This window comes from Propionimicrobium sp. PCR01-08-3 (genome assembly GCF_030286045.1).
In the GTDB taxonomy this organism is placed as follows: domain Bacteria; phylum Actinomycetota; class Actinomycetes; order Propionibacteriales; family Propionibacteriaceae; genus Brooklawnia.
Genome location: NZ_CP127390.1, coordinates 1,279,075 through 1,301,823, shown reverse-complemented (window position 1 = coordinate 1,301,823; position 22,749 = coordinate 1,279,075). Strand labels below are relative to the sequence as shown.

Annotated in this window: 20 protein-coding genes and 1 pseudogene; 2 read left to right on the top strand and 19 right to left on the bottom strand. The window is 65.4% G+C overall.

Annotated features, from left to right (window positions below):
- Positions 1–66: 66 nt before the first annotated feature.
- The 3 genes from aspS to QQ658_RS05940 all read right to left on the bottom strand — a co-directional run bounded on the left by aspS (position 67) and on the right by QQ658_RS05940 (position 4,100).
- Positions 67–1,899, bottom strand: a complete 1,833-nt coding sequence (aspS, locus tag QQ658_RS05950; RefSeq protein WP_286026736.1) for an aspartate--tRNA ligase — start codon at positions 1,897–1,899, stop codon at positions 67–69.
- A gap of 171 nt (positions 1,900–2,070) precedes the next feature.
- A complete protein-coding gene (hisS, locus tag QQ658_RS05945) occupies positions 2,071–3,408 on the bottom strand; it encodes a histidine--tRNA ligase (protein WP_286026735.1) in 1,338 nt (445 codons plus the stop codon).
- The gene (locus QQ658_RS05940) at positions 3,408–4,100 is read right to left on the bottom strand and encodes an MBL fold metallo-hydrolase (RefSeq protein WP_286026734.1); all 693 of its coding nucleotides are present in this window, start codon (positions 4,098–4,100) and stop codon (positions 3,408–3,410) included. Before QQ658_RS05940 ends, hisS begins: the two co-directional genes overlap by 1 nt.
- On the opposite strand from QQ658_RS05940, the pseudogene QQ658_RS05935 reads away from it, so the two are divergent.
- Positions 4,078–5,378 (top strand): annotated as a pseudogene (locus tag QQ658_RS05935) (DUF349 domain-containing protein). The gene QQ658_RS05940 and the pseudogene QQ658_RS05935 overlap by 23 nt on opposite strands.
- A gap of 32 nt (positions 5,379–5,410) precedes the next feature.
- Here QQ658_RS05935 and QQ658_RS05930 read toward each other — a convergent pair.
- The 15 genes from QQ658_RS05930 to hisD form a co-directional block, all read right to left on the bottom strand.
- Positions 5,411–7,768 (bottom strand): RelA/SpoT family protein, encoded by a 2,358-nt coding sequence (locus QQ658_RS05930; protein WP_286026732.1) that lies wholly within the window; start codon positions 7,766–7,768, stop codon positions 5,411–5,413.
- A gap of 116 nt (positions 7,769–7,884) precedes the next feature.
- The gene (locus QQ658_RS05925; protein ID WP_286026731.1) at positions 7,885–8,424 is read right to left on the bottom strand and encodes an adenine phosphoribosyltransferase; all 540 of its coding nucleotides are present in this window, start codon (positions 8,422–8,424) and stop codon (positions 7,885–7,887) included.
- A 1-nt stretch (position 8,425) separates the two neighbouring features.
- Positions 8,426–9,682, bottom strand: coding sequence for a protein translocase subunit SecF (secF, locus tag QQ658_RS05920; protein WP_286026730.1), 1,257 nt, complete (start codon positions 9,680–9,682; stop codon positions 8,426–8,428).
- Positions 9,675–11,366, bottom strand: a complete 1,692-nt coding sequence (gene secD, locus QQ658_RS05915) for a protein translocase subunit SecD (RefSeq protein WP_286027045.1) — start codon at positions 11,364–11,366, stop codon at positions 9,675–9,677. The genes secF and secD overlap by 8 nt, the downstream gene beginning before the upstream one ends.
- 66 nt (positions 11,367–11,432) lie before the next feature.
- Entirely contained in the window at positions 11,433–11,990 is a 558-nt protein-coding gene (yajC, locus tag QQ658_RS05910; RefSeq protein WP_286026729.1) for a preprotein translocase subunit YajC, read from the bottom strand.
- 357 nt (positions 11,991–12,347) lie between these two features.
- Positions 12,348–13,409: a Holliday junction branch migration DNA helicase RuvB gene (gene ruvB, locus QQ658_RS05905; protein ID WP_286026728.1), complete on the bottom strand. Its 1,062-nt coding sequence runs from the start codon at positions 13,407–13,409 to the stop codon at positions 12,348–12,350.
- Between the two features lie 27 nt (positions 13,410–13,436).
- Complete coding sequence (gene ruvA / locus QQ658_RS05900) at positions 13,437–14,051, bottom strand: Holliday junction branch migration protein RuvA (RefSeq protein WP_286026727.1); 615 nt, start codon at positions 14,049–14,051, stop codon at positions 13,437–13,439.
- Positions 14,048–14,590 (bottom strand): crossover junction endodeoxyribonuclease RuvC, encoded by a 543-nt coding sequence (gene ruvC / locus QQ658_RS05895; RefSeq protein ID WP_286027044.1) that lies wholly within the window; start codon positions 14,588–14,590, stop codon positions 14,048–14,050. The genes ruvA and ruvC overlap by 4 nt, the downstream gene beginning before the upstream one ends.
- Before the next feature lie 204 nt (positions 14,591–14,794).
- Positions 14,795–15,595 carry a YebC/PmpR family DNA-binding transcriptional regulator gene (locus QQ658_RS05890; protein ID WP_286026726.1) on the bottom strand — a complete coding sequence of 267 codons (801 nt, stop codon included), beginning with the start codon at positions 15,593–15,595 and terminating at the stop codon, positions 14,795–14,797.
- Positions 15,596–15,800: 205 nt separating this feature from the next.
- Positions 15,801–16,826 carry a GNAT family N-acetyltransferase gene (locus QQ658_RS05885; RefSeq protein ID WP_286026725.1) on the bottom strand — a complete coding sequence of 342 codons (1,026 nt, stop codon included), beginning with the start codon at positions 16,824–16,826 and terminating at the stop codon, positions 15,801–15,803.
- 13 nt (positions 16,827–16,839) lie between these two features.
- Positions 16,840–17,604, bottom strand: a complete 765-nt coding sequence (gene priA, locus QQ658_RS05880; protein ID WP_286027043.1) for a bifunctional 1-(5-phosphoribosyl)-5-((5-phosphoribosylamino)methylideneamino)imidazole-4-carboxamide isomerase/phosphoribosylanthranilate isomerase PriA — start codon at positions 17,602–17,604, stop codon at positions 16,840–16,842.
- 17 nt (positions 17,605–17,621) lie between these two features.
- Complete coding sequence (hisH, locus tag QQ658_RS05875; protein ID WP_286026724.1) at positions 17,622–18,260, bottom strand: imidazole glycerol phosphate synthase subunit HisH; 639 nt, start codon at positions 18,258–18,260, stop codon at positions 17,622–17,624.
- Positions 18,257–18,874, bottom strand: coding sequence for an imidazoleglycerol-phosphate dehydratase HisB (gene hisB, locus QQ658_RS05870; RefSeq protein WP_286026723.1), 618 nt, complete (start codon positions 18,872–18,874; stop codon positions 18,257–18,259). Before hisB ends, hisH begins: the two co-directional genes overlap by 4 nt.
- Positions 18,871–20,001, bottom strand: coding sequence for a histidinol-phosphate transaminase (locus QQ658_RS05865; protein ID WP_286026722.1), 1,131 nt, complete (start codon positions 19,999–20,001; stop codon positions 18,871–18,873). Before QQ658_RS05865 ends, hisB begins: the two co-directional genes overlap by 4 nt.
- Entirely contained in the window at positions 19,998–21,308 is a 1,311-nt protein-coding gene (gene hisD / locus QQ658_RS05860; protein WP_286026721.1) for a histidinol dehydrogenase, read from the bottom strand. The genes QQ658_RS05865 and hisD overlap by 4 nt, the downstream gene beginning before the upstream one ends.
- 214 nt (positions 21,309–21,522) lie before the next feature.
- On the opposite strand from hisD, the gene ybaK reads away from it, so the two are divergent.
- Positions 21,523–22,029: a Cys-tRNA(Pro) deacylase gene (ybaK, locus tag QQ658_RS05855; protein ID WP_286027042.1), complete on the top strand. Its 507-nt coding sequence runs from the start codon at positions 21,523–21,525 to the stop codon at positions 22,027–22,029.
- On the opposite strand, the gene QQ658_RS05850 is transcribed toward ybaK, so the two are convergent.
- Positions 21,964–22,629, bottom strand: a complete 666-nt coding sequence (locus QQ658_RS05850) for a hypothetical protein (protein WP_286026720.1) — start codon at positions 22,627–22,629, stop codon at positions 21,964–21,966. The two genes, ybaK and QQ658_RS05850, sit on opposite strands and share 66 nt — an antisense overlap.
- Positions 22,630–22,749 lie beyond the last annotated feature (120 nt).

The window sequence follows — 22,749 nt, the reverse complement described above, 5'->3', positions numbered from 1 at the left end:
TGCCGGAAAGCGAGCCTCGTCTTTTCCCGGCGAGCGTCGGCGACCCAAAACCGGACGGCTCACTTACTACTTCGCCGCGGTGGAGGCGCCATCCTGACCGTCTGCGGCCAGATCCGCCTTGGTCTTCTCCGCCTTCGGTTTGAAGTCGACACCGGCCTCGCGGCGCTGCTGCGGCGTGATCGGGGCGGGCGCATCGGTCAGCGGATCGTAACCGCCGCCCGACTTCGGGAAGGCGATGACGTCGCGGATCGATTCGAAACCGCCGAGCAGCATCACCAGCCGGTCCAGACCGTAGGCCACACCACCGTGCGGCGGGGCACCGAACTGGAAGGCGTCCAACAGGAAGCCGAACTTCTCCTGGGCCTCTTCTTCGGTCAGCCCCATCACCTTGAAAACCCGCTCTTGCACGTCGCGGCGATGAATACGGATCGATCCGCCGCCGACTTCGACGCCGTTGCAGACGAAGTCATACCCGTACGACAGCGCCGAACCAGGATCGGTGTCGAAGGTGTCCATCGACTCGGGCTTGGGTGAGGTGAAGGCGTGGTGCACGGCGGTCCAGCGGCTGTGGCCGAGCGCCACATCGCCTTCTGCGGTGGCGGCGGCCGCCGACTTGAACATCGGCGCATCGACCACCCAGCAGAACGCCCAGGCGCTTTCGTCGATCAAATTGCACCGGCGGCCGATCTCCAGCCGGGCCGCACCCAGCAGTTCCTGAGAGGTCTCCCGCTCCCCTGCCGCGAAGAAGATCGCATCACCGGGGTTCGCCTCAGCGGCCGGGACGATGGCCTGCTTCTCGGCGTCCGAAAGGTTCTTGGCGACCGGACCGGCCAGCTCGCCCGCCTCGTTGATGGTGATGTAAGCCAGCCCCTTGGCGCCGCGCTGCTTCGCCCATTCCTGCCAGGCATCGAACTGACGGCGCGGCAACGAGGCACCCCCGGGCATCACAACACAGCCCACGTAGGGGGCCTGGAAAACCCGGAACGAGGTGTCGGCGAACAGCTCAGTGACTTCGTGGATCTTCAGGTCAAACCGCAGATCGGGCTTGTCGGAGCCGTAATTGTCCATCGCATACTGCCAGGTGAGGCGCTGCATCGGACGCGACAACTCGACATCGATCAGCTTCCAGACCTGGGCCATCACCTCTTCGCTCATCGCGATGACATCGTCCTGGTCGACGAAGCTCATCTCGATGTCGAGCTGGGTGAACTCGGGCTGCCGGTCAGCGCGGAAGTCCTCATCACGGTAGCAGCGGGCGATCTGGTAGTAGCGCTCCATGCCGGCCACCATCAGCAGCTGCTTGAACAGCTGGGGGCTTTGCGGCAGCGCGTACCACGATCCCGGACGAAGCCGCGCCGGCACCAGGAAGTCACGCGCTCCCTCGGGGGTGGAGCGGGTCAGCGTCGGGGTCTCGATGTCGACGAAGCCGAGGTCATCGAGCGCCTGGCGGATGGTGTGAGTGACCTTCGAGCGAAGCCGGATCGCCTCGGCCTGGCGGGGGCGGCGCAGATCGAGGTAGCGGTACTTGAGCCGGGCGTCCTCGCCGACGTTGACGCGCTCATCGATCGGGAAAGGCAGCGGGGCGGCCGGGTTCAGCACCTCGAGTTCGCTCACCACGACCTCGACCTCACCGGTGGCCATGTTCGGGTTGATGGTCTCGTCGGAGCGGGCATCCACCACACCGGTCACCGCGATGCAGTACTCGTTGCGCAGCTTGTGCGCGCCGAGTTCATTGACCAGCTCTTCGCGGATCACGCACTGGACGATGCCCGAGGCATCGCGCAGGTCGATGAAAACCACGCCTCCGTGATCTCGCCTGGCGTCCACCCAGCCGGCCAGCTTGACGGTGTTCCCGATTGCGGGTCGCTGCAGTGTTCCTGCCTCGTGGGTGCGGATCACAGATATCGTCCTTTCACGTCTGGCCCAAGTTCAGTGGCCGATCGCACATTCTAGCCGTTTCGTCACATCGCGCGGCCCCCGGCCGGTTCACGGTGCGCGCCCGCGCGGGTCACCATCATCTGCCCCGTCGGCCGACCAGGACGCGGCAGTTTCCCGATCGGCAGAACTCGGCTACTTTCCGGCCGGCCCGACCTCAGGGTGCAGATCTGCTGCCGGCGGCGTCCAATCTGATGCATCGGCCGCGACCTGGTCGCCGGAGCGGATGTCCTTCACTTCGCCGGTGGTTGCCCCGAACCAGACGTAGGGGATGCCGCGCCGGTCGGCGTAGCGGATCTGCTTGCCGTACTTGTCCGCCTTCGGCGCCACCTCGGTCGGGATGCCCCGGCCGCGCAACACCGTGGCCACCTGCATGGCCGTGCTCCGGGTCTCCTCGGCGTCCACCGCCACCACCACGCAGGTCGGCACACTGCGCGAAGCGACGAGTTCGCCTTTGTCCAGTAGCGGCATCAGCAGCCGGGTCAGCCCCAGCGAGATACCGACACCCGGGTAGCTGCGCTTGCCGTCGCTGGCCAGCGAGTCGTAGCGTCCACCCGAGCTGATCGACCCCAGGTGCTCATGCCCGACCAGTTCGGTCTCGTAGACCGTTCCGGTGTAGTAGTCGAGGCCGCGGGCGATCTTCAGGTCGGCGATCATCCGGCCCGGAACCTCGGCCCGGGCGGCATTGATCACGTTCGCCAGCGCGTCGAGGCCCTCGTCCAGCATCTCGGAGCCGACCCCGAGGGCACGTACCCGCTCAACGAACGAATCGTCTTCGGTGCAAATGGTGGCCAGCTCAACGCATTTTTGGGCGACCTGGGCCGGCAGCCCGAGCTCATCGGTCAACAATTCCGCGACCGCGTCCGGGCCGATCTTGTCGAACTTGTCGACCCGCTGCAGTACGGCCGCGGTGTCGTCGATGCCCAACCCGCGGTAGAAGCCCTCGGACAGCTTGCGGTTGTTGACGTGCATCCGCGCCGGCGGCAGTCCGAGTTCTCGATGCAGCCGCTCCAGGGCTTCCAGCATCACCAGCGGCGCCTCGACGTCATGGTGCTCGGCCAGGGTGTTCTCTCCGACGATGTCGATGTCGGCCTGGGTGAACTCGCGGTAGCGGCCGGTCTGCGGGCGCTCGCCCCGCCATACCTTCTGGATCTGGTAGCGCCGGAACGGGAACTGCAGGTGGCCGGAGTTCTCCAGCACGTAGCGGGCCAGCGGCACCGTCAGATCGAAATGCAGGCCGAGGTCGTCCCCGGCATCGCCGGGTTCGGCGTGCAGCCTGCGGACGACATACACCTCCTTGGTGATCTCGCCTTTGCGGGTCAGTGATTCCATCGTCTCGACCGCACGGGTCTCGATGTTCGCGAAGCCGTGCAGCTCGAATGTCTCGCGGATGATGTCGATCACCCGCTGCTCCACGATCCGCTGAGCGGGCAGATACTCCGGAAAGCCGGAAAGCGCCTTGGGTCGGGCCATCAGGCGAGAGCCTCCTTGGACAGATAAGGGTTGGTAGCCAGCTCACGGGCCATGGACGTGGTCTGACCGTGCCCCGGCAGAATACCTGTTTGTGGCCCGATGAGCGTACTCAGCCTGCGAAGCGATTGCCTCATCACGTCCATGGAGCCGCCGGGCAGGTCGACCCGCCCGATGGATCCGGCGAAAACGACGTCACCACTGAACAGCAGCGGTTCGCCCTCCACCCAGGTGCGCAGCACCACACAGCCCGGCGTGTGCCCGGGAGCATGGATCACCTCGAAGTCGATACCGGCCGCCTGAACGTGGTCTTCATCGTTCATCAGGCGAAGGTCGTCGGGCGCAGGCAGGGTGAGGCTTCCGGAGACCTGCATGATGAGCGGCTCGGAACCCGGGCCCAGCCCCAGCACCGGCTCGGTGAGCATGGGGCGGTCGTCGGGATGCAACCACACCGGTATGCCGAATTCGCCCGCCAGCGTGGCCGCGTCGGCGACGTGATCGAAATGGCCGTGGGTGCAGATGATCGACTCGGCCCGAAGCTGCTGCTCCGCGAGCACCTGGCGCACCTTGGGCGCGGCCTGAGCACCAGGGTCGATGATCACGGCAGGTTGTATCTTCTGGACTCCCGGGGTGCCGCAAGCTATCACATAGCAATTGGTCTGCCAGGGCCCGGTGATGATTGGCACGATGAACACATTTTGCAGCCTATCGGGCAAGATGGTGTCATGAGTGAAAGTGCAGGACCGGCCAGTTTCGGTCGCGTCGAGTCGGATGGCACCGTTTACGTTGTCACTTCAGCGGGCGAACGCAGAGTTGGTCAAGTTCCAGATACCGATCCAGCAGAGGCGCTGGCGTTTTTCGTCCGCCGTTACGAGGCTCTCGAGACCGAGGTCAGTTTGATCTCGAAACGCATCGAGTCCGGCACCGTTTCACCTGAAGAGGCGCGTAAGACCATCAATGGTCTGAAAACCTCGGTTGCCGAGGCGAATGCGGTCGGCGACCTGGATGCTCTGGTCGGCAAACTCGATGCTCTGGCCCCGCAACTCGCCGCCGCGCAACAGGCACGCAAGGCGCAGCGGGCGCAGCAGAACGAAGAGACGAGGGCGGCCAAGGAGGCGATGGTCGCGCGGGCCGAGAAGCTGGCTGCCGGCAATGATTGGCGGGGCGGGGTCAACAAATTCCGTGCCTTGCTGGACGAGTGGAAGGCCCTTCCGCGCATCGACAAGGCGACCGACGACGAGCTGTGGCATCGGCTAAGCGGCGCCCGCACCACCTACACCAGGCGCCGCAAGGCACAGTTTGCCGCCGAGAATGAGCGCCGCGAGGAGGCCCGTAAGAAGAAGGAAGCCATCATCGTCGAGGCGAGCCAGATCGCCGATTCGACCGACTGGTCGGCCACCTCGACGCAGTTCCGCCAGTTGATGAGCCAATGGAAGGCGGCCGGCGGCGCGCCGCGCGAGATCGACGATAAGTTGTGGGCGGAGTTCCGGGGATTGCAAGATCAGTTCTTCAATGCCCGGTCCGCGGCTTTCAGCGCCGAGGACGAGGAGTATCGCGGCAATCTGGCCGCCAAGCAGCAGCTGCTCGACGAGGCGGAGGCGTCCATTCTTCCGGTGGACGATGTGAAGGCCGCCAGGGAGGCATTCCGGGAATTCTTGAGTCGCTACAACGAGTACGGCAAGGTGCCGCGGGAGTCCATTCGTCCGCTGGAGAACCGGTTACGCTCCCTCGAACGGGCCATCAAGGACGCCGAGGACGCCGAGTGGAAACGCACCGATCCCGAGGCGCGCAAGCGTGCCAGCGATACCGTCGAGATGTTCACCGCCCAGATCGAAAAGCTTGTCAAGCAAGCCGACGATGCGGAGGCCCGTGGCGATCTGAAGAAGGCCGAAAAGACCCGTGACCAGGTGAAGACCTACAACGAGTGGCTGGATCAGGCCCGCAAGGCACTGGACGAGTTCACCGCGAACTGAGGTCCCTCCGGCAGCGGCCGGGCGGGCGGCCGTCAGCTCGCCTGGCTCACTCGGAAGACGTCGTAGACACCGGATACCCGGCGGATTTGGTTGATGATGTGGTCCAGGTACTGGGGATCGCTGCATTCGAAGGTGAGGCGCACCTTCGCCAGCCGGTCCTTCGTGGTGTTCACCACCGCCGACGTGATCGAAATGCTTTGATCGCTCAGCGCCCGGGTGAGCTCCGACAGCAGACCGGTACGGTCGAGCGCCTCGACCTGAATGGCCACCAGGTAGCCGACCCCGCTGCTGGTTGCCCAATCGACGTCCACGATCCGCTCGGGATGGGAAAGCAGGTTGGCCGCGTTGGTGCAGTCCCGGCGGTGCACCGAGACTCCGTTCTCACGGGTCACGAACCCGATGATCGCGTCGCCGGGCAGCGGCGTGCAGCATTTCGCGAGCTTGACCCACATGTCGGGCTGTCCCTCGACGACGACTCCGGCATCGTTCTTCGCCGTCGAACGGCGGCGGGGGGCGACGATCTGCTGGTCCTCGGAGCCTTCGTCGACGGCGGCCTCCAGACCGCCCTCAGATTCGACGATGCGCTGCACCACGCCTTGCGCACCGACATTTCCTTCACCGATGGCCGCATACAGTGCGTCCACACTCGGCAGCCGGTAGCTGTCGGCGGCCGCCGCCAGATGCTCGACGGTCAGCAGCCGCTGAATCGGCAGACCAGACCTGCGCAGCTGGCGGGCCAGCTGGTCCTTGCCGTTCTCGATCGCCTCTTCGCGGCGTTCCCGGGTGAAGTGCTGTTTGATCTTCGAGGTCGCGCGGGGGCTTGCCACGAAGCTCAGCCAGTCACGGCTCGGCCCCGCGTCCTCGGCCCGCGACACCAGGATCTCGCAGATGTCGCCATTGGCCAGCTTGCTGCTCAACGGCACCAGGCGGCCGTTGACCCGAGCGCCGATACATCGGTCCCCCACCTCGGAGTGAATCGCGTAGGCAAGGTCGACCGGGGTGGCGTCCTTCGGCAGCGCGATCACGTCTCCCTTGGGGGTGAAGACGTAGACCTCGGTGGTGTTGAGCTCGAACCGCAACGATTCCAGGAATTCGCCCGGGTCATCGGTCTCGCGCTGCCACTCGTTGATCTGTTGAACCCAGGACAACTCGGAGCTGTCGGGGTCGACCTCGGAGCCGTTCTTGGCGCTGTTCTTGCCGGCGTCCTCCTTGTACTTCCAATGCGCGGCGACGCCGTACTCGGCACGCCGGTGCATCTCATGGGTGCGGATCTGGAACTCCACCGCACGGTTGCCGGGCCCCAGCACGGTGGTGTGCAACGACTGGTACATGTTGTACTTCGGCATTGCGATGTAGTCCTTGAACCGGCCCGGCAGCGGGTTCCACCTCGTGTGCAGGACGCCCAGAGCGCCGTAACAGTCACGGGTGGTGTCGACCAGCACCCGCAACCCGACCAGGTCGTAGATGTCGGAGAAGTCGCGCCCGCGCACCACCATTTTCTGGTAGATCGAGTAGTAGTGCTTCGGCCTGCCGTAGACGGTCGCCTTGATGCCGGCGTCCGAGAGGTCTTTCTGGGCCTGGTCGATGACCTCCCGCAGCTGACGCTCCCGTTGCGGGGCGGCCTCGGCCACCATCCGGACGATCTCGTCGTACACCTTCGGCTGCAAGGTCGCGAACGAGAGATCCTCCAGCTCCCACTTGATGGCATTCATGCCCAGCCGGTGGGCCAGCGGAGCGAAGATCTCCAAGGTATCGCGGGCGATGCGTTGCTGCTTGTCCGGCCGCAGATAGCTGATGGTGCGCATGTTGTGCAGCCGGTCGGCCAGCTTGATCACCAGGACGCGGACGTCGCGCGCGGTCGCGACCACGAGTTTGCGTATCGTCTCGGCCTTGGCCGATTCGCCGTAGGTCAATTTGTCGAGCTTGGTCACGCCGTCGACCAATTGGGCGATCTCGTCGCCGAAGTCGGTGCGCAATTGGTCGAGGGTGTAGCTGGTGTCCTCGACCGTGTCGTGCAGCAGGGCCGCGCACAGCGTCGACTCGGTCATGCCGAGCTCGGCGAGAATGGTGGCGACGGCCAGCGGATGGGTGATGTACGGTTCGCCGCTCTTGCGGGACTGCCCGCGGTGATAGTGCTCCGCCGTGTGGTAGGCACGCTCCAGCTGCTCCAGGTCGGCCTTCGGATGGTTCGCTTTGACCACCGAGAACAACGGATCGAGCACCGCGGACTGCGGCGGACGATTGGCTGCGCCGAACCAGGCCAGCCGCTGACGCATTCTCAGCCGGGGCTGCTCGGGCCCACTCGAGACCCGCTCCAAAGTGCTCGAACGGGGCGACCCCGGAGTCCCTTGGCCAGATCCGTAAGGCCCGTAAACGCTGTCCTCAGACATCGTCGCCCCCTTCCGTTCTCAGGCCCGAGCCGGCCAACCATGAACCCGCTCAAACGTTGATGCCGAGTGTATTACCTCGGCAGAACGCGCAACCGGGAACGTTTAATCCTGGTCTTTCATTCATCCACCCGGATCAGCGAGTAAAGATCGTTCACACCGGCCGCGTCCAACAGGGTGCGTCCGGGCAGCCCGGCCAATTCGAGCACCACCTGCATCTGCGCCACGCTCGCCCCCAGCCGCTCCACCAGGCGCTTCGACGCCTGCAGGGTTCCGCCGGTCGCGAGCAGGTCGTCCACCACCAGCACCCGATCGCCCGCCTGCAAAGCATCGATATGCATGGCCAAGGTCGTCGATCCGTATTCCAGGTCGAAGCTCTCCTCCACCACGGTGCCCGGCAGCTTGCCGGGCTTGCGGATCGGGACGAAACCGACCCCGAGCCGCAAGGCGAGTGGGGTACCGAAGATGAAGCCCCTGGACTCGACACCGCAGACAGCGTCGAGACCGGCCGGGGCATGTTCGGCCATCACATCGATGACACCGCGAAATGCCTGCACGTCACTCAGCAGCGGCGTGATGTCCCGGAATTTGACTCCCGGCTTCGGAAAATCGAGCACGGTCCGGATCAGACCGGCGGCACGAGTTACCCGTTCGTCCATCTCACTTCTTCCTTGCCGAACGAGGCTTCTTCTTACTCGGTTGGACGCGCGGCCGGGCTTCGCCATCATGGTCTGCGGGCTCGCCCTCACCTTGGTTGTCATCCTCGGACGAGGCGGAGGGGACTTCGTCCGGCGATTCGGTGTCGTCGGAGGCGAATTCGAGGACGCCTCCGGCGGGCGCCGCAGCCAGCGGAACACTGGTCGGGCTGACGTCCTCTGCTGCTGACGCGAGGGTCGCGACCACCTTGGTCTTGCCGCGGCGCTGTGCCTTCTCCAGCGCCTTGCGGTGTTTGATCATGGCGGGTTCGCGCTCGCGCAACTGGGCAAGCATCGGCGTGGCCAGGAAGATCGAAGAATAGGCCCCGGCGATCATGCCGATCAGCATGGCCAAGCCGAGATCGGCCAGCGGCCCTTCACCGCCCAGCACCACCAGACCGGCCACCAGAATCGCCAGTACCGGAAGCACCGCGATGATCGTGGTGTTGATCGACCGCACCAGCACCTGATTCACTGCCGCGTTCGCGGCCTGGGTGTAGGTGCGGGACTGGTTCTTGAGATCCTTGGTCTGCTCACGCACCATGTCGAAGACGACCACGGTGTCATAGAGCGAATAGCCCAGAATCGTCAGCACCGCGATCACCGTGGCGGGGGTCACCGAGAACCCCGCCAGGGCGTAAAGGCCGACGGTGACGATCAGGTCATGAAGCAGCGCCACCAGGGCCGACACCGACATCTTCCACTCCCGGAAGTATGCCCAGATCAGTACGCCGACCAGTGCGAGGAAGACCACCAGCGCGACAACCGCCTGCTGGGTGATCTGTTTGCCCCAAGACGGGCCGACCAGCGAGTAGGCGACGTCGTCGGAGTCGATGCCGGCCTGTTCGGCGACCGCCTCGCGCACCTGGATGACCTCGTCGTTGTCGAGGCTGCGGGTCTGGATGCGCACCGTCTGGTCGCCGACCGTATTGACCTGGGTGTCCAGCTCGGCGACTTCCGAGTCGTTCGCCGCGCGAGCGAAGTCATCGATGGTCTGCGAATTGACCTGGGTCGGGGCCTGGAAGACCGATCCGCCCACGAACTCGATGCCGAGGTTCAGCCCGCGAACAGATACTGCCAGCACCGAGATCAACAGCAGGACCGCGCTGAAGGTGTACCAGCGACGGCGGTGCGTCATGAAGTCGAACTGGAAGTCGCCGGTATACAGCCGGTGGGCGAAGGTCGTCTTCTTGGACGCCGCGGTTTTCGTGGCCTCACTCATTGCTGGCCTCCTCCGCCTGCAGCTTGCCGGATTTGCCGGCACTACGCGTCTTGGTCCGCTTGCGGGTGGTGCCCCGGCGTCCGAGCAGGGACGCGCGGCTCACCCCGAGGTGAGCGGGATCGAGCCCGGAGTTCTTGTGGCCCTGGCCGAAGAACTTCGTCCGGCCCAGCACCGTCATCAGCGGATGGGTGAAGAAGATCACCAGCAGCAGATCGATGGCGGTCGTCACGCCGAGCGTGAACGCGAATCCCTTCACCGAGCCGATGGCCAAGAAGTAGAGCACCACCGCAGCCAGCAGTTGCACGCCGTCGGCCATCAGAATGGTGCCCCGGGCCTTGTGCCAGCCCGATTGGATGGAGTGACGCAGCGAGTGTCCGTCGCGAATCTCGTCACGTATTCGTTCGAAGTAGACGACGAAGGAGTCGGCCGTCACACCGATGGCCACGATCGCGCCGGCGATACCGGGCAGGTTGAGGGCGAACCCGACCGCAGAGCCGAGCAACACCATCACCGCGTAGGTGACGGTCGCCGCAGCCACCAGGGATCCCGCGACCACGAGCGTCAGGCCACGGTAGTAAACCAGGCTGTAGACCAGCACCAAGGCCAAGCCGATCAGCCCTGCGATCAGGCCGGCGGTCATCTGGTTGCCACCCAGAGCCGGCGAAACCGTGTCGACCGAACTGGTCTCCAAGTCGACCGGCAGCGAGCCATACCGCAGGGTGGACGCCAGCGCCTTGGCGGTGTCCTCGGTGATGCCGGTGCCCGAGATGGACGCTTGCCCGCCCGAGATGCGTTCGCTCACGCTCGGGGCAGAGATCACTTCGCTGTCCAGGACGATGGCGAACTGGTTCTGCGGCTGCTGATTGGCCGAAAGTGCCTCGGTGGCGTCGGCGAAGGTCGCCGAGCCCTGGTCGTCAAAACTCAGCGAGACGATCCACGACACCTCGCCCTGCGGAATGCCGGCCGACGCGTCGGTGACGTGTTCGCCGCTCAGGATGACCGGACCGAGGAAGTACTTCGCGGTGCCGGTCTCGTCGCAGGCGATCAGCGGCTGATCGACGACGTCGGGAAAGTCGTCGCCGCACTGGTAGGCGAGATAGTCGTCGACGTCCTGGTCGGTCGGGCTGTAGTTCAGCTCGTCGTCCAGGCTCAGCTCTTCATCGCCGGGAGCGGTCGGACGCGGAGTGCTTGAGGCCGGCGGCTCCGTGGGCAGTTGCGGCACCGGCCGGCGTTGTGCAGTGCTTGCCGCGGCGCTCGGGCTACCGGTCTCAGTAGCCTCGGATGTGGCCTGGTCGCTCGGCGTCGCCTCGGCGGACGGCTCGGTTGTCTCGGTGGCGGCCGGCTGCACCTCTTGAACGGCGATCACCGGCCGGAAGGCCAGCTTGGCGGTGGCGCCGACCAGCTCGACGAGTTCATCGCTGCCCATATTCGGCACCGCGACCTCGATCTTGTCGTTGCCCTGGATCGTCACCGACGATTCGCCGACGCCCAGCGAGTCGACGCGATTTTGGATGATGCCGCGCGCCGTCTCCAGATTCTCCCTGGGCACGGTGCTGCCGTCTTCGGTGCGGGCGGTCAACGTGATGGTCGTCCCGCCACGCAGGTCGAGACCCAGCCGGGGCGTCCAGGTGCCGGTCAAGGCCATCAGGCCGAAGAGCATGGCGACCACGATGACGAACCCGATCAGGGTGCGCCCGGGTTTGAATGTACTTGTGGATTTTGCAGATGATGCCACTTGGGCGCGCTCCCGTCAGCGTTCGGTCGGGCGCTCGCCGGCATCGTCGGTGGCGTTCTCCTCGGCCTGGCCGGCTTGATAGATCGAGTTCTCACCCGGCCGGTAGATGACATCGCCGGACTGCACATCGTCGTCCGATGCCGGCGGTACCTCGGCAGCCTCGCCGGTGATGGCGTCAGGGTCCCGGAAGGCAGTCTCGACGTCCGGGTCCTGGAAGGCAAGGTCGTCGCTCGGGGCCACGGCGCCGGGCTCCTCATCGGAGCTGAAGGTGTCGGTCAGTGCCTCGGGGGTGTCGGTGTCGGAGTACTCGAATTCTTCCTCGTCCGGGTTCGCAACCCGGGCCACCGTTTGCTTGAGCACCGTCACCTCGGTGCCCGGTGCCAGCTCGACGACCATCTGCTGTTCGCCGGTGGCGCGGATCGTGCCGAAAATACCGGAATTGAGCAGCACCCGGGCTCCCGGCTGCAAAGCCTCGAGCATCTTGCGCTGCTCGTCCATCCGCTTCTTCTGCGGCCGGATGGTCATGAAATACATCAGGCCGATGAAAACGGCCAAGATGAGCAGGATTTCCATTGAAGACAACCTCACTAGTCGGCAACCAGGCCGTTGCCTGGACGTGCAGGAGCACGCGCGCAAAGTCACGCGCCACGCCGATCCTACCGATTCAATCGATGATCACCACATCCGCCCACCGCAGTTGCGGTGATTTCGACCCACAGCATGATCGGCGGTGCGCGGTACTACGACCTGGAGACAGTACGAACCCTTCGCGCTCAGTGGCCAGCGCGGGCACGGCCGACTGCAGCGGCCGGCCCGCTCAAATTCGGCGGGTGTGGTGCGGATGCGACTGCCATGGACAGCCGCAGGTGGATCGCGGCGTCATCGAGAGGCTGACAAAGAATTGGCTCGGCGAGAATCCTCCGCGGGATACTAATTCTCGCCGAAGAGTCCCGGCTGCCCGGATGACTCCTCGCGCGCCGGTGGCCTCAGGCCCAGGTGCGCCCAGCCTGCCGGGGTGGCCACGCGTCCACGGGGAGTACGCATCAAAAACCCCAACCTGACCAGGAAGGGTTCGGCGACCTCCTCGATCGTCTCGGTCTCCTCGGCGACGCTGATCGCCAGGGTCGACAGTCCGACCGGTCCCCCGCCGAATTTGCGGCAGATCGAATCCAGTACCGCGCGATCGAGCCGGTCCAGGCCCAGCGGATCGACCTCGTAGAGCTCCAGGGCGTCGCGGGCCAGCTGCTCGGTCACCGTCCCGGCGTTGTTCACCTGCGCATAGTCGCGCACCCGGCGAAGCAGCCGGTTAGTGATGCGTGGCGTGCCGCGGGAGCGCCGGGCTATCTCCGCAGCGGAGGCGGCGTCCAGGCTGATGCCGAGTTTCGCCGCCGAACGCATCGCAATCTGCTGCAGATCGTTTGCGCCGTAGTAGTCGAGTTGGGCGGTGAAACCGAAACGGTCGCGCAGCGGCCCGGGCAACAGGCCAGCCCTGGTAGTGGCGCCCACCAGGGTGAAGGGCGGGATCTCGATCGGGATCGCGGTGGCTCCGGGACCCTTGCCGACCACCACATCGACCCGGAAATCTTCCATCGCCAGATAGAGCATCTCTTCGGCCGGGCGGCTCATCCGGTGAATCTCGTCGAGGAACAGCACTTCGCCTTCACTCAACCCCGACAAGATGGCCGCGAGGTCGCCCGCATGCTGGATGGCCGGGCCCGACGTGATGTGCAGCGGCACACTCATCTCGTTGGCGATGATCATCGCCAACGTCGTCTTGCCCAGCCCGGGCGGGCCCGACAACAGCACGTGGTCGGGGGTGCTGCCGCGATGCTTGGCCGCTTGCAGCACCAGGCTGAGTTGGTCGGCGACTCTGGGCTGGCCTTCGAAGTCGGCCAGTGTCGATGGACGCAACGCCCCCTCGGCGGCCACCTCTTCGGGTGCCGGCCACGGGTCCACCGGCGAATGCCGGGGGTCAACCGGAGAATCAGCCAAAACGCGTCCTTGTTCAGATTGAGGTGGTCATGATCGGGCCAGCGATTGAAGGGCCGCCTTCATCAGCCTACCCAGCGAGACCCGCGGATCGTCGTCGACCAGCGGCGCGACCTTCTCGACCGCGGCGTCCGCGTCCTTGGACGACCAGCCGAGCCCCTCCAGGCCGCTGGCGACCTGTTCTCGCCACAGCTCCGAACTGCTGTCGGTCGCAGGCGGGGCCACCGGTTCGAGGTCGGCGGCGAGTATCGCAACCTTGTCCCGCAACTCGACGATGATCTTTTCGGCCCCCTTGCGTCCGATACCGGGAACCTTGACGAGCGCCGCGACGTTGTCCTGCTGGATCGCGCCCACCAGTTCGGCGGGATTCAACACCGAGATCGCCGCCAGCGCCAGCTTGGGTCCGACTCCCGATGCGGTCAGCAGCAGATCGAAGGCGGCCCGCTCGCTGGCCTCGGCGAAGCCATAGAGCGTGAGGGCGTCTTCGCGGACGATCAAGGTGGTGAGCAACAAGCATTGTTCACCGGGCCGCAGTCCGGCCGCCGTGGCCGGGGTGCAGGCCACCTTGAATCCGACTCCCGAGACGTCGACGACCGCCCAGTTCGGGCCGAGAGCCGCCACCGCTCCGCTGAGTTGAGAAATCATCGTCCACCTGTCCTGACCCGGATCTTCGCCGCGTGGGCCTCGGCGGCGGCCGCATATCTGTTGACGGCGCCGCCACGCCATAGATGACACAGGGCCAGCGCGACAGCGTCCGCCGCATCGGCGGGTTTGGGTACCGCGTCCAGTTTGAGGATACGGACGACCATCGCCCCCACCTGGGCCTTGTCAGCGGCCCCGGATCCGGTGATGGCGGCCTTCACTTCTGTGGGGGTGTGCAGCACGACCGGAATCGAGTGCCGCGCGGCGATCAGCATGGCGATGCCGGCCGCCTGGGCGGTACCGGTGACCGACTGTTTGTTGTGCTGGGCGAATACCCGTTCTACGGCGATGGCGTCCGGCCTGTTGGCCTGTATCCAGGATTCGAGGCCCTGCTCGATGGCGAGCAGCCGGTGGGCATGATCGAGGTCGGCAGGAGTACGGATCACACCGACATCGACGAGTTTAGGATTGCGTATCGACGCTGCGTCGATCACGCCCACGCCGCATCGGGTCAATCCGGGATCGACTCCAAGAATCCGCATGCACACCACCAAGCCGAGCGCCGAGGCGCCAGTACCGAACGTCTGTTCGGATTCTAGTGTCTCGGCCACCTGCCGGGGTGCAGGCGCGCCGTTGCCATCACCGCTACCCACGCTGTCGCTGCTGAAGGAGCAGACTCACCTGGCGATCGGGCTCAGCGAGGGCACCGGCAGCGCCGCCCACGCTCGGTCGACGGAGGAAGGGGCTCACTCCTGTTCGTCGAGTGCCTGCTGCACCTCGTCGGTCAGGTCGGCGTTAGTGAAGACGGTCTGGACATCGTCGAGATCTTCCAGGGCGTCGACGATGCGGAAGAGCTTCTGTGCCTCGTCAACGGAGTCGACACTCTGATCGAAGCTGGCGACGAACTGCACCTCAGCCGAGTCGTAGTCGATTCCGGCGGCCTGGACGGCCTTGCGGACGTCCACCAGATCGTTCGGGTCGCTGGTCAGCTCGAAGGTGTCGCCTTCGTCGGAGATGTCCTCCGCGTTGGCCTCGATGGTGGCTTCCAGCAGGTCGTCCTCGGTGATCGTGCGGGTCTGCGTCTTGCGGGAGTCGGTGTCGATCTCCTGCTCCTTGGCAACGGTGACCACGCCCTTACGGTTGAACAGCCGCTGCACCGAACCGCCGTCGGCCATCGATCCGCCGTTGCGGGTGACGGCGATCCGCACATCGGAGATCGCGCGGTTGCGGTTGTCGGTCAGGCACTCGATCAAGATCGCCACACCTGCCGGGCCGTAGGCCTCATACATGATCGACTCGTAGTTGACCGCGTCGGCGCCCTCACCCGAACCACGCTTGACGGCGCGGTCGATGTTGTCATTGGGCACCGAGTTTTTCTTGGCTTTTTGAACCGCATCGAACAGCGTCGGGTTGCCGCTCAGGTCGCCGCCACCGATCCTGGCCGCCACCTCGATGTTCTTGATGAGCTTGGCGAACAATTTGCCGCGCTTGGCATCGATAGCGGCCTTCTTGTGCTTCGTGGTTGCCCACTTCGAGTGGCCTGACATACCTGGCTAACCCCCTACGTCCCTACCAACAAACCTTGCTCATCATAGTCGAACCCGAGAAAGGCCTCGCACAAGGTAACCGGGCCTCGGGGAATCGGTGCGCCGGGCAGGCCGACAACCTCGGTGAGCACGCGACCGCGAGCACGACGCAGCCGGCTGCTCAACCGGAATGACTCCCCCACAGCCGGCATTCGCCGGAACGCTCTCAATCGTTGAACGTCGCCCCGTACAGCACCACGCGATCCTCGAAGCGGTACCCCATGCCGCCGAACAGCGACTCGCTTTCGGCGAGGTTGTCGGTGTCGATCCCGATACCGGCCAGCACACAACCGCGGTCGGCGAACCTCTGCATGGACGCAGCGAGTAACGCATGCGCCAGCCCCGCTCCCTGATACGCGGGCACCACGCCGATGCGTTCGGTCCAGCCCTCTCGCCAGCCGGTCTGTGCGTCGATGATCTCGCAGTTGATCGCATACCCGACCACCGGCGCATCCCGATCATCGGTCGGTACCGCTATCCACGACCACTCCGGGCGGGAATCGGTTCGTTCCAGCGACGCCTGCCAGGCGTCCTGTGGCACATCGTGGGAACCGTGCCGGGTACCGAAGGCCATGTTGTGCGCTTGGCGCACCTTCTCCGACCATTCGCGTTCGAACGCACGCAACTCAACCCCGGCAGGAGGCACCACGAGCGGGTGCGGAGCGTCGGTCAGGCTGCGATGGGCGTCGCAGAACCAGCGTTGCGGCCCGAGCAGGCCGCTGGCCTGCAGGTCGTCGGCCACCCGTGAACCTTCGTCGGCTGCGCATCCCACCCACAACGGACCGATCCTGACATGGGTCTCACGGATGTGCCGGTACCAGGCGCGGGCCCGGTCGATCAGCCACTCGACCAGCTTGACGCCGATCTTGTGGTGGCGCCACGCGGGATGAACGCCGATCTCCATCCAGGCATGCGGCAGCAGATCGTCGCTCGGGGTGATGTGGTTCCAGCCGTAGGCGACGATCGTGCCGCCCTTGTCGCGTCCGACCACCGCATGATTCGAGGGATAGGCCCACGGACGGTCGAAGTCTTCTTGCAGCCCGGACAACTCGCGGTGCTGGGTCGGGTCATCGAAATACTCGATCGCCTGGCACAGGTCGGCGATCTCGGGAAGATCGCTGGGGGCGAGGAATGACCATTCGAGGCTTCCCTCGACGATCGCCTCACCCCAGGGCAGCTGGTTTTCTGGCATGGCGGCCCATTTCTCAGCTCAACTGGGGCGCGTGCACGGTCTCCAGCGCCTCGGTCAAGGTGAAGTTGCCCACATACAGCGCGGTCCCGATGATGGCACCCTCCACGCCGATCGGCACCAACCCCGACAGCATCTTGAGGTCATGCAACGAGGAGATGCCGCCGCTCGCCACCACTTTGCCATCGGTGCGCGCACACACCGCACCGAGCAGCTCCAGATTCGGGCCGCTCAGCATCCCGTCACTGGCGACATCGGTCACCACGAAACGTTCACAGCCGGCAGCCGTCATCCGGGCAACGGTGTCGAAGACGTTGCCGCCACTGGTCGTCCAGCCGCGGGCAGCCAGCTCTTCCCCGCGCACATCGAGCCCGATGGCGATCCGGTCGCCGAAGCTTTGGATGATCTCCTCGCACCATTCCGGATTCTCCAGGGCGGCCGTGCCGACGTTGACCCGGCGCGCTCCGGTGCCCAATGCCCGCTCCAGCGAGGTGTCGTCGCGGATGCCGCCGGACAGCTCGACATCCACGTCGAGGGCATCGATCACCTCGGCGAGTTGGTCGGCGTTGGAGCCGCGTCCGAAAGCAGCATCGAGATCGACCAGGTGCAACCAGGTGGCGCCTTGGGATTGCCAGCGAAGCGCGGATTCGAGTGGATCCCCGAATACCCGTTCGGTGCCTGCGGCTCCTTGGATGAGCTGCACGGCCTTGCCGTTTTGTACGTCAACCGCCGGCAGCAAGACCAGCCTGGTCGGTTCTGCAACAGGTGCAGTATGGGTCATGGACACGTCTATCGAGCCTAACTCATCAGCCAATGGCGGAGTAGTGCGGCACCGGCGGCTCCCGATTTCTCGGGATGGAACTGAGTGCTGGTCACACTTCCCCACTGAACGGCAGCGATGAACCTATCTTTTTCATGCTCGCACCAGGTGATGCGGGCATCTGGCGGTACGGATGGCGTGCCATCGTCATCGGTGGCATGTACCCCGTACGAGTGGACGAAGTAGAACCTACTCTCACCCAAGTCCTCGAAGACCCCGGCCGGCCGGGGCACCTCGACGGTGTTCCAGCCCATGTGCGGAAGCCTCGTGGCGGTAAGCCTCTCGACGGTTCCCGGGAACACGCCGATGCCGTCTGCCTGGATGCCGCGCTCGACGCCCCGTGCGAACAGCACCTGATGGCCCACGCAGATGCCGAGCAGTTTGCGTCCGGCCGCGACCCAGTCGCGCACCAGGTCGTCGCCACCGACCTGGTGCAGCCCGGCCATGCAAGCGGCGAACGCACCGACTCCGGGCACCACCAGAGCATCGGACGAGGCGAAGTCACCGGGCTCGGAACCCAGCTCGACTTCGGCCCCGGCGGCGGCGAGGGCACGGCAGGCCGAGTGCAGGTTGCCCGACCCGTAGTCGAGCACTCCGACCTTGACCGAAGCCGTCACAGCGCACCCTTGGTGCTGGGGATGCCACTCACCCGCGGATCGGGTTCGACAGCGAAGCGCAGCGCGCGGGCCAGCGCCTTGAATTCGGACTCCACGATGTGGTGCGGTTCGCGTCCGGCCAGCAGGGTCAGGTGGACGCAGATGCCGGCGTTGAAGGCCAGTGACTCGACCACGTGGGCGGTCATCGACCCCGCGTACAGCGGGTCGGTGCCGCCGATGCGCGCCGTGATCTGGCTTTCCGGTTCGCCGCTGACCACCGCATAGGGTCGGCCGGCTACGTCGACCACACACCTGGCCAGGGCTTCGTCCAACGGAACGGTGGCGTCCGCATAGCGGCGGATGCCCCGTTTATCGCCGAGCGCCTGACCCAGGGCCTGCCCGATCGCGATCGCGGTGTCCTCGATCGAGTGATGTCCGTCGATGAAGAGGTCTCCGGTGGTGGCGACCTCCATGTCGATCAGCGAGTGCTTCGACAAAGCGGTGAGCATGTGGTCGTAGAAGCCGACGCCGGTGCTGATGGTGGATTCCCCTGTGCCGTCGAGGTTCAGCTTGACGTGCACATCTGATTCACTGGTCGCCCGGTGGATCTCGGCGATACGTGGCTCGTTGGTCATCTGGCTGGCTCCTCATCTGGGCTGAGCACCTGGTGGTCGGGAAGGATGTCACTCAGTGCAGCACGGAACTCTGACATTTCTTGGCCGGTTCCCGCCGACACCCGCAGGAATCCTTGCGGCCCGGTCTCCCGGATCAGCACACCACGGTCCAAAAGTGCTTGCCAGACGGCATGCCGGTCTGCGAAACGGCCGAACAGACAGAAGTTCGATTGGCTGGGGATGACTTCGAGGCCGAGGTGGCGCAGCCATTGCTGGATCTGCTGGCAGGAATCCCGCAGGGCATCAACCTGCCCGAGCATCTCGGGGGTGTGGGCAAGCGCCACCCGGGCGACCGCCTGGGTTTGGGCCGACATGTGATAGGGCAGCCGGACGATCCGGCAGGCATCCACCACCGCCGGGGCCGCCGCGAAGTAACCGACGCGTCCACCGGCCAGGGCGAATGCCTTGCTCATGGTGCGGCTCACCACGAGCTTGCCGAAGCGTGGCAGCAGGGCCAGCGAGGAGTCGGCCGGCACCTCGGTGAATTCCTGGTAGGCCTCGTCGACGATCACCATCGCATCGGTGCCGGCGCAGATCTCCTCGATGACGCTGACCGGGGTCTGGGTGCCGGTCGGGTTGTTCGGGGTACAGATCAGCACGATGTCGGCATGGTGTTCCGCGATCGCCGAGAGCACCAGCTCGGCGTCCACGGTGAAGTCGTGTTTCCTGGGCACGGTGACATATCCGGTGTGGGTGTTGCGCGCATACTCCGGATACATCGAATAGGTCGGAGTGAAGGCCAGCAGGGTGCGTCCGGGACCGCCGAAGGCCTGCAGCAGATGGGTCATCACCTCGTTGGAGCCGTTGGCCACCCAGATGTTTTCGGCGCCGAGTCCGAATCCGAGATAGCGCGCCAGATCTTGCCGCAGCGCCAGGGCCTCCCGGTCGGGGTACCGGTTGATCGTCTTGGTCAGGTCACGGATGGCCTCGGCCATCTGGATGCGCACCTTGGAACTCGGCGGATATGGGTTCTCGTTGACGTTCAGCATCACCGGCACATCGAGTTGCGGAGCACCGTAGGGCTCCTGGCCGACCAGCTCGGGACGCAGCGGCAACTGGTCCAAGGTGATGTCGCTGCCCGCGCTCATCGCTGCTCCCCCAACCGGACGTCGATGGCCGCGGCGTGGCCGGGCAGATTCTCGGCATGCGCGAAGTTCATGATTTCCTCGCCTATCGCGGCCAGCCCCTCGCGGGAGTACGCGATGACGTGGATCGACTTCATGAAGCTGCGCACCGTCAGCCCGGACGAGTAGCGCGCCGCGCTGCCGGTCGGCAGCACATGCGTGGAGCCCGCCGAATAGTCACCGAGCGGCACCGGCGCGTAGTCACCGACGAAGATCGCGCCGGCATTGTGAATGCGATGCGCCACCTGCACCGCATCGGACGTCTGTATCTCGAGATGCTCGGCCGCGTAGGCATTCGCGACCTCGACACCCTGGTCGAGGTCTTTGACCAGCACGATCGCCGATTGCTCGCCGGTCAGGGCCTTCGTCAGGCGTTCGGCGGTGGCGAGTGCGGCGACCTGGGCGGCCACCTCGGCCTGCACCTGCTCGGCCAGGGTCCGGCTGGGCGTGATGAGCACCGATCCGGCCATCGGATCGTGTTCGGCCTGGCTGATCAGGTCGGATGCGACGAAACGCGGGTCGGCGGTATCGTCGGCCAGCACCGCGATCTCTGTCGGGCCGGCCTCCGCGTCGATGCCGACCACCCCGCGCAGCAGCCTCTTCGCCGCGACCACATAGATATTGCCCGGCCCGGTCACCAGATCGACCCTGGGACACAATCCGGCCACTCCGTGGGCGAACATCGCGATCGCCTGGGCGCCACCCACCGCATAGACCTCGTCCACACCGAGCAGCGCACAGGTGGCCAGGGTCACCGGGTGCGGCAGGCCGCCGAACTCGGCCTGCGGCGGAGTCGCCACCGCAAGCGAGGAGACTCCGGCGACCTGGGCGGGCACCACGTTCATCACGACGCTGGAGGCCAGCGGGGCCAGCCCCCCGGGCACATACAATCCGACTCTGCGCACCGGAACCATCTCGTTGCCGACCACCGCGCCCGGGGCGAGCTCGACGCTGCGCCACTGGGGTTCGGTCTCGATCTGTTCGCACACCTTGCGGCGGCGTTCGATCGACACCTCGATCGCTTCGCGCACCTTCGGATCGAGCTCGCCGAGGGCGGCTCGGAGCGCCTCGGCGGGCACCCTGAGATCGGCCGGAATCACATGATCGAACTGCTCGCTGAAGCGCAGCAGGGCGTCCACCCCTTCGTCGCGCACCGCCTCGCTGATCGGACGCACGGTGGCCACCGCATGGTCGACGTCGAAGCGTCCGCGCGGCAACACGGCCGAATAGTCATCCAGGGTTTGATTGGTCAGGTCGATCACCGAAAGCACATACCCGATTCTAATGGTGCACGCGTGCCTGGCGCGGACCAGTCTTGCCGGCGGTATCCACCGGTTCTTTCCGGTCATCCTCGTGATGCGGCCAGCTGCGCGCGCATCTTGCGATCGAGCGTCTCCGCGAGCGTCCGCTATTGACGTGAAGAGCCGAGACGCGGACATCTTGCGGTCGAGCGTCGTGGTTGCCGGGTTCTGGTATGTGTCGAGTATGAGCAAACGCAAGACTGCCGGGGCGGCCACCCCGGCCACGACCGTCTTGACCCGTGCCAAGGTGCCGTTCACCGTTCACGAATACGAGCACGACCCCGGCAACCATCATTTCGGTGAAGAAACCGTCGCGGTGATGGGCGTCGACCCGCACCGCACGTTCAAAACTCTGGTCGCCGAACTCACCGGCGCCAAGCACCCGCACGTGTGCGCCGTGGTGCCGGTTTCCGGCCAACTCGATCTGAAGGCCCTGGCCCAGGCCGCCGGCGCCAAGAAGGCCACCATGGCCGACCCGGCGGACGCCGAACGCCTCACCGGCTACATCGTCGGCGGCATCTCTCCGATTGGGCAAAAACGCCAGCTTCCGGTCTTCATCGACGAGTCGGCGTTGCAGTTCGACACCATGCTGGTGTCGGGTGGCAGGCGCGGGTTTTCCGTGGAACTAGCCGCTCGCGATCTTGCCGGCGCTGTCGGAGCGAGCTTCGCCGACATCGGACGCGTCGGCTGACTCGTCGCCGTCGTCCTCACGGCTCAGATTCGCGTACAGCATCACCGGGATGATCGCGCCGAGCGCCCAGACCAGCAGCGCGGACACTGTGTGCAGTTGGAAGTCGATCGGCACCTGGTCTCCCACGTTCGCGGACACCACTCGTTCCGCGAAGTTTCTCGGGCCCAGAATGATCCCCATCAGCCAGCAGGTTCCTCCGCTCGCCAAGCCGCCGAGTGTCGCCATGACGGCGAGTGGCCAGCCCATCTTGTTGAAGAGGAACCACGCCACCAGCCCCAGCACGACCCCGACGAGCAGACCGATGATCACGAAGATCGCATCGATGGCGAAGATCTGGCCGATGGCGCGCTCGGTCATCTGAACCGAGCCGTCGTCACTGGTCAGATAGGTCGGCAACTTCACGATCGCATGCCAGACCAGCCCTGCCACGACACCCAAGAGCACGACGATGGCGAGGTACAAGCCGATCCGCACCCCTAACGAATCCGGGTTCAGGCGACGCCGGGCCTTGTCGCCGGCCGGTGGGATACCGCGTCCGGGTTCGGCAACGGGCACGGTCACGTCCTCGGTGAGCCTGTTGTCGGCTGCTGTGTCGCTCATCAACACCTTCCTCATCTCGGATGCTCGTGCCGCCAGCGGCCGCGGTATTGCCGCGACCGCTCCTCAGTCTAGGGCGTGACGAACAATGGGCGCCGAGCGGAGGCTTCGGATCGGCGATGC